8 protein-coding genes are annotated in these 7,322 nt (G+C 62.3%); 1 reads left to right on the top strand and 7 read right to left on the bottom strand.

What is annotated here, in order from left to right; genetic code table 11:
- Positions 1-111: 111 nt before the first annotated feature.
- From WA989_RS15080 to WA989_RS15055, 6 genes are all read right to left on the bottom strand, one after another.
- Positions 112-342: a hypothetical protein gene (locus WA989_RS15080; protein ID WP_424341304.1), complete on the bottom strand. Its 231-nt coding sequence runs from the start codon at positions 340-342 to the stop codon at positions 112-114.
- A gap of 198 nt (positions 343-540) precedes the next feature.
- Complete coding sequence (locus tag WA989_RS15075) at positions 541-1,032, bottom strand: class I SAM-dependent methyltransferase (protein ID WP_424341303.1); 492 nt, start codon at positions 1,030-1,032, stop codon at positions 541-543.
- 89 nt (positions 1,033-1,121) lie between these two features.
- The gene (locus WA989_RS15070; RefSeq protein ID WP_424341302.1) at positions 1,122-1,736 is read right to left on the bottom strand and encodes a PIG-L deacetylase family protein; all 615 of its coding nucleotides are present in this window, start codon (positions 1,734-1,736) and stop codon (positions 1,122-1,124) included.
- A gap of 38 nt (positions 1,737-1,774) precedes the next feature.
- Positions 1,775-2,809 (bottom strand): acyl-CoA dehydrogenase, encoded by a 1,035-nt coding sequence (locus WA989_RS15065; protein WP_424341301.1) that lies wholly within the window; start codon positions 2,807-2,809, stop codon positions 1,775-1,777.
- Positions 2,806-3,843, bottom strand: a complete 1,038-nt coding sequence (locus WA989_RS15060; RefSeq protein ID WP_424341300.1) for a glycosyltransferase — start codon at positions 3,841-3,843, stop codon at positions 2,806-2,808. The genes WA989_RS15065 and WA989_RS15060 overlap by 4 nt, the downstream gene beginning before the upstream one ends.
- Positions 3,840-4,340: a DUF892 family protein gene (locus WA989_RS15055; protein ID WP_424341299.1), complete on the bottom strand. Its 501-nt coding sequence runs from the start codon at positions 4,338-4,340 to the stop codon at positions 3,840-3,842. The genes WA989_RS15060 and WA989_RS15055 overlap by 4 nt, the downstream gene beginning before the upstream one ends.
- A 207-nt stretch (positions 4,341-4,547) precedes the next feature.
- Here WA989_RS15055 and WA989_RS15050 point away from each other — a divergent pair, with 207 nt between their 5' ends.
- A complete protein-coding gene (locus WA989_RS15050) occupies positions 4,548-6,614 on the top strand; it encodes a catalase (RefSeq protein ID WP_424341298.1) in 2,067 nt (688 codons plus the stop codon).
- A gap of 165 nt (positions 6,615-6,779) precedes the next feature.
- Here the strand turns inward: WA989_RS15050 and WA989_RS15045 are convergent.
- Positions 6,780-7,322, bottom strand: a 543-nt coding sequence (locus WA989_RS15045) for an OB-fold nucleic acid binding domain-containing protein (protein ID WP_424341297.1), incomplete at its 5' end; no start/stop codon positions are given.

Genomic DNA, 7,322 nt, shown 5'->3' with positions numbered 1-7,322 from the left:
CATGGGGCCTCCGGCGGGAAAAGGGGGGTGTCCGTTCAGGCGCGCAGGGCGCAGCGAGATCCGGATCGGTCTTCACGTCATGTACATGGTATCGAGCTGTTCCAGAGCAGGTCAGCCCGGTGTCGAGGAAGCCGGTTTGCCGGCCTTCAACCGGTCCCAGCTTGCCCGTTCGAGGCTGTGCTCGACATCATCATCCCTATCGGGCGTCTCGGGCGGGAACCGGCCGGTGTGGCGGAGCTTTTTCTGCGCCTCGATCTGTTCATTTGTTTCGCGGCTCGTGCGGGGCTTACCCTTCTCGTCGAGGGTCGCTCTCTCACGGTGGGGATCTTCTTCATCGGTCATTGGCGGGATCTTTTTTGTGCACTTGAAGTGAGCGCGCGCCGCTCACCGTTTTAACAACGGCAAGCGGGGCGATCTGTTCCGGGCGGGATCCTGCGCGAGCGGAAGAAGGCGCTGCGCTTTAACAAGGGCTAAAAACCTTGGCCGAGACCAAAGGGTCTTTGCGCCTCGGGCCCAAATAATTACAAGTTCGTATACTGATTATCTTGTCCGCCGAAGCCGCTCGATCACATAGCGCCGTGTGCGGCGCCGGAACGCGCAGGCCAGATCGGCAGCGACCTCGCCGAGAAACTGCCGGTGGACGCCGCGCCCATCTCTAAGGGCATCATCGAAAAACACCGTATGGTGCGCCAGCACCAGCGTGCCTGCCGGCCTCAATGTTCTGGACACTTCAGAAGCGAGCGCGCGGAAACTCCGATCCGGCAGGTAATAGAGCACTTCGGAAATAACGATCAGATCATACCGGTCGCCGGGAAAGCGGTCTGCGAGGTCGAGCTGGTGGACGCTGGTCCGCTCAATCCCTTCAATCGCCTGTCGTGTCAGTTCGGCGCCCGAAGGGGTCCCTTCCGTCACTGTCAGCCTCAGCGCGCGGGCCGCGAGCATCGGTGTGTTCGACCCGTTCCCTGCCGCCACTTCCAGCACCCGTCCATGCTTTCCGGGGCCGGCCGCTTGAGCCAGGTGAGTGCGGTTCATCCGCTCCTAGGAGGATGACCCGGTCCGCCACGGGTCCGGGTCGGCGGCGAATTTGTGCTCGAAACCCTCGAGGCTGATCGCGCCGCGTCTCATGCTTCGCCGAAATACTCGTTTGGGCCTGAGAGCCGCGCGATCAGGGGCCGGTCCATGCAGAACCCGTCTGGATCGTCGCGCACAAGACCGGTCTGCGTCCGGTAGGACCGGATCGCAGCGACTTTCCTCTGCCGGATGCTGCCGGGCAGTCGGTAGCGGGTGCGCGGGGCAAAATCGCGGCTCGATGCGTCCGGCCAGACGAGATAGGTCAGCTGCCTCACCGCGCGCGGCCAGGCCTTATCGCAGGCGCGCGCCACACATTTGTGGTCGGCATGATAGTCGCTGGAATCCGGGCGGATCACAAGATCAGGCTGAGCCCCGCGCGACAGGGTCTGGCGCAGCGCCTTCTCGGCCTGGGGTGAGAGGTGTTCAAGCCCGCTATCAGGGAAGGACAGAAAGCGGATCGCGCCGGCACCAATCCCCGCTCGGCGCATGGCAGAGCGTGTCTCGGCCCTGCGCCGAGCGGCGAGACGGCGCGGCGGCCAGCGCTGGCTGGAATGAGAGGCGGCCCCATCAGTGACAATGATCACCTGCACCTCAGCGCCCCTGCGCCGCAAATGGCAGGCAAGACCAAACGCGCCGATGGTTTCATCATCGGGATGCGGAGCCACGATGACCGCGCGCCTGACAGCGTCGAGCTTGAGAGGTCTCACAGATCGGGCGAGAGGCGGCCATCCGCTGCGGCGAGGCCGACGGCGTGCTTCTGGGCGTCCGGCGCGGGTTGGCGCAGATACACCATCAGATTGCTGAGCACGGCTGATAGCGGATGGTCCCTGAACAGGCTCTGGACACCGACGCTTTGCTGGGCGAGCAGGATGGCGCGCTCGCCAAGTTCAAGCACGACCAGCCTGGCATGACGCACATGAGCGAGGTTCTCCTCGATCGAACTGTCGTGCCATGCCGAGGCGGTGTCACGCACCACGCTCGCGCACTGGTGGGCGCAGGAATAGAGCGAGGCGAGCCGGGCCGCCTGATGCGGATCCTCTACCCGGCCGGCGCGTACGAGATGGTCCCTGGCATGATCGAAAATCGCCGCCACGCCGCCCGCCTGTGCAGCGACAAAACGGAGCGCACCGCCACTGAACCAGGGCTCGGTTTCATAATCGCCGGGCCCGCCAATCTTGCAGTTTTCGCTGATCGCCGCGCCCTTCCAGCGCACAAGATGCGTTTCGGAGGCCTGCATGCCGAGGACATTCCACCAGCTCGTGTCGATCTCGGGCGGGTGTTCCGCCAGATCGATAAGCAGGAGCTGCACCCTCTCCTTGTCGCCCGCATGAAGCGTGACGAGAGCGTGCGAGATGAGGCCCGCGCCACTGGCAAACGCCTTGCCGCCGAACAGCTGGTCCCCGTTCAGCGAGAGCGGCGCATCGCGAAGGTCTGCATTCCAGACCCCGAAGCTCGCCCCCGAGGCGACAAGGGCATCTGTGCGCTCGCGGGCCGTCTCTGTGGCTGAGGTCCGACCGAGCAGCTGGATGGCATCGACATGCCCTTCCAGCAAGCGCGCGAAAGCAAGATCCTGGCGGCCCGCCCGGTAAAGACCACGCAGCAGCGCCATACGATCGTCTGGTGCGGTGGAGTGCAGGTCGAGCCCGCCTGTCCAGGCGCTGAACTTTCCAGCCAGCGTGTCGGCCGCGCGGTCCGCCGGGCTGCCGGGGCCGGCTGGCTCTGCAGGTCTCGGGATCATGCCACGGCCCGTTCAGGCGCCTTCACACGCAACAGGGCAAGCTGGCGCTCGGCCTCCGGCAGAGGCAGCACCTCGACCCTGTCGATGGCATTGTCAGGCGCAACATGAGCAACGAAGGCATCACTGCCGCGGACCAGGCCGCACACATCCTCAAGATAGTCGGGGCAGAGATCGAACTGGCGTGACAGGGTACGCCGGGTTTCACCACAGTTGAACGCGCGCCGGGCGAGCGCCTGTTTTTCATAATGGCGCGACAGCACGACCGGATTGGGCACGAGAGGAGGCTGGATCTGGGATATCTGGGCTTTCAGCTCATCGGCCAGACCGCCTGGCGCACGCCCTTCCGTGCGGCCGGACGTCATGACCTGAACACTGTGATCGTGGCGGACCCGGTATCCCTCACGCCTGGCTTTGGCGACGATCGCTGTGTCCTCGCCGTGTGGATACTCCGGAAATCCGCCAAGATCGCGATACGCGTCTGTCCGGAAACCGAGACTGGCGGCCCCGAGGCAAGGATGGCTCGGCAGAGGATCGTATTCGATCGGGTCAAGGGCCCTACGAAGATCATGCAGCCGTGCGAGATAATCCTCCAGCTGGGTGCGCCAACTGTCAGGATGGCGTGTCTTGCGCTCGATATAGCCAGCCACGACGTCCACCGAGGCAAGCGAAGCGCAGTTGGCCTCCACCCAGCCCGGAAGCGGGATGGAATCTGCATCCGTCGTCAGGACGATGGAGCCTGGCGCATGGCCGAGGGCTTCCAGACAGAGCTGCATCGCCGCCCGCCGCGCCCGGCCCGCATTCGGCCGGCAGCGCGGCAAGCTGGCAATCTTCACCCGGAAAGGAAGCGTTTCAGCCTGTGAGCGAAGCAGCACCTCGCTCTCATCCCTGCATCCGTCGAGGAGAAAACAGGCTATAAAGCCGCCAGCCTCGCTCTGCCGCGATAACGCATCCAGCAAACGCGGGAGCCGCTGCACTTCGTCTCGGACCGGAATACCAATTGCCACATGTCCGGCCGGGCCTGCAGTCTGCTTCATCCTGCAACAGCCTCCAGATTGCGGCTGCGCTCGGCCAGCTCCGACATGTAGTCGTCACAGCCATAAATCTCTTCCGTCGCTTCATCGAGCTTGATCGCGGCGTCCTTCTTTCCAAGGGCTTCTGCGAACGCCTTTGCGGTCCCGAAGCCAGCAATGCCATAATGGCTCATGCGCTGGAACTGGGCGATGGCGGCCACGTCTTTGACAGCGCCTTCACTGTCGGTTTCGATCGCATGCTTGCGGGCTTCGGCCACCAGGCCTTCCATGCCCTTGCAGTGTTCCGGCTTCTTCTCGCCGCCAGCCTCGCTGATCAGCTCCTTCAGCGTCTCGGTATGCTTGTTTATGCCACCGACCGAGTCCTTCAGCTTCTGTTTCAGCTTGGAATCGCTGACCACGTCTGCCATCTCGTCGGTCACCTTCGCCATCTGACTATTGGCCGACCAGAGGTCTTGCAATTCTTCCAGATAAAGCTCCGACAAATTCCTGGGATCGGACATCTGCACATCTCCATTCGATTTTTGTTGGACCGAAAAAGAAATTGCACCCGTGATGCGTGTGTTCCCTCGCCTTTCGCTGATTCATAGCTGGCATTGATCAGGATTAAAGCTGCGGCGCTTTAGCGACGCGCCACGCGCCAATCGTCTCCGTGGCCGGGAACCGCCTTGGCGTTCGCAGAGTAGGTCCTCTCTGAAAGGATCTGTTTCATGAAAAATGATGATATGCCCGAGCTCGACGCGGGCGGCGCTCCGCACCAGACGGCTGGAGGAAAGACGGAGACACTGACCACTCAGCAAGGCGTTGCTGTCTCGGACGATCAGAACCACCTTAAAGCCGGTCCGCGCGGGCCGATGCTGATGGATGACTTCCATTTTCGCGAGAAAATGTTCCATTTCGACCATGAGCGCATCCCGGAGCGGGTGGTGCATGCGCGCGGGTTCGGCGCCCATGGCTATTTCGAGTGCACCGATCCGCTGAGCGATGTCAGCAAGGCCAGCTTGTTTCAGGAGAAGGGCAAGAAGACGCCGGTCTTCCTCAGATTCTCGACCGTGGCCGGCAATAAGGGCTCGCCCGATCTTGCCCGCGACGTGCGCGGATTTGCCGTGAAATTCTACACCGATGAGGGCAACTGGGATCTCGTCGGCAACAATATTCCGGTCTTCTTCATCCAGGACGCGATCAAGTTTCCGGACCTGATCCACGCCGCAAAGCCTGCCCCTGATCGCGGCTTTCCGCAGGCCCAGACGGCGCACGACAATTTCTGGGACTTCATTTCCCTGTCGCCCGAAGCCATGAACATGGTGATGTGGATCATGTCCGACAGGACGATCCCGCGCTCCTTCCGCTTCATGGAAGGGTTTGGCGTGCATACGTTCCGCCTGATCGATGAGGCCGGAAAATCCACATTTGTGAAGTTCCACTGGAAGCCGAAACAGGGCCTGCAATCCGTGGTCTGGAATGAGGCGCTGAAGGTCAATGGCGCCGATCCGGACTTCCACCGCCGCGACCTCTGGGACGCGATCCAGATGGGCGATTATCCTGAATGGGAACTCGGCGTTCAGCTGTTTGATGAAGACTTTGCCGAGAGCTTCGATTTCGACGTGCTCGATGCGACCAAGATCATCCCGGAAGAACTCGTCCCTGTACGGATTATCGGACGGATGGTGCTCGACAAGGTGGTCGACAATTTCTTTGCAGAGACCGAACAGGTCGCCTTCTGCACCAATAATGTCGTCCCCGGCATCGCGTTTTCCAATGATCCGCTTCTCCAGGGCCGCAACTTTTCCTATCTCGATACGCAGCTGAAACGCCTTGGCGGGCCGAACTTCACCCATATCCCGATCAATGCGCCGCGCTGCCCGGTTCATAATTTCCAGCAGGACGGCCACATGGCGATGCGCAATCCGCAAGGCCGCGCCAATTACGAACCCAACAGCTGGGGCCCCGAAGAAGGCGGGCCGCGCGAGGACCCTGAAAAGGGCTATGTCCATTATCCCGAAGAGGTCAGCGGCACCAAGATTGCCGCCCGCTCGGAAACCTTCGCCGACCATTACAGCCAGGCGCGCCAGTTCTATGTCAGCCAGACAGAGACAGAGCAGATGCATATCGCCAGTGCGCTCACCTTCGAGCTCAGCAAGTGCCAGGAAGAACGGGTGCGCCTGCGCGTCCTCTCTCACCTGCTGAACGTGGATAAAGACCTCGCCTCATCTGTCGCCGAAGGTCTGAACATGGACCTTCCAGAGCCAGCCGAGCCGGCCCGCAAGCCGATTACGGACCTGCCGGTTTCCGATGCGCTGAGCATCATCAAGAACGGCCCTGACAGTTTCGCCGGCCGCAAGCTCGGCCTGCTGATTGCCGAAGGCAGCGATGCCGGTCTGGTCGATGCGGTACAGGCGAAACTCAAGGAAGAAGGCGCCATCGTGACCATCGTCGCGCCTCATGTCGGCGGGGCAAAGCTCACCGACGGCAAGATGCAGGAAGCCGACGAGAAGATCGATGGCGGCCCGTCCGTCCTGTTCGATGCGGTGGCCATCATCCTCGCCGAAGAGGGTGCTAAAACGCTCGCCGCCATGCCCCCTGCCCGCGACTTCGTGACAGATGCCCTGGCGCACAAGAAGTTCATTGCCTACACGCCGGGCGCGATGCCGCTGTTCAAGAAGGCCGGCGTCGAAAGCGATCTGGATGAGGGGTGTTTCGAGATTGAAGGCGAGGCAGATCTCGGCGATTTTGTCTCTGCGCTCGCCAAACTCCGCTACTGGGACAGGAAGCCCTGACGCTTATTGATCTGGCCATATTGCCCTGGCGCGCCGGCCGAACCTTATTCGCCGGCGAGCCTTGCGGCCCATGCCTGCTATCGGTCAGGTTCAGTGTTTCGGCGATGACCCAGCCCTTGGTCAGCACGAACAGCCTGTCGAGCGATACGTCAGGCTACTGACCGGCTAGTGAAAATCGCGGCTGGCGGGGATGACGCGCACATCTCTTGGATGGCGCCCGGAGGCGCGCGCCGGCGGGCCCTTGCGCTCCGGGATCGGGCGACGAACCTCGTCCGCGCGCGCGATGGCATGCCTCAGCGGGTCGCTCTGGACATCTTCGGAGAGAAGCTGGAGATCGCTGGTGAGATCAATCAGCTGGTTAGCGACGATATGGGTGACATTGTCGCCGGTCTGCACCCGTCCGTTCACCAGCAGGATGCGCGCGCCCATCAGCGCCGGGCGGTAGATCTCACCAATGCGCGGCCAGACGACGAGATTGGCGATGCCGGTTTCATCCTCGATCGTGACGAAATAGACCCCGCTGGCTGAGCCCGGCCTCTGGCGGACAAGCACCACACCGGCCGTGCGCACGCGCGCCCCATTGCGCAGGGCGCTCGCCTCGGCAGTGGATTTCAGCCCGTAGCTCTCATAGCGCGCCCGAAGGAACCGCATCGGATGGTCCTTCAGGGAGAGGCGCGTCGTCTGATAATCCTGGAGCACATGTTCGGA

Source organism: Henriciella sp., assembly GCF_049649345.1.
Classification (GTDB): domain Bacteria; phylum Pseudomonadota; class Alphaproteobacteria; order Caulobacterales; family Hyphomonadaceae; genus Henriciella.
The sequence above is the reverse complement of the archived record's forward strand: the minus strand, read 5'-3'. Positions and strand labels throughout refer to the sequence as shown.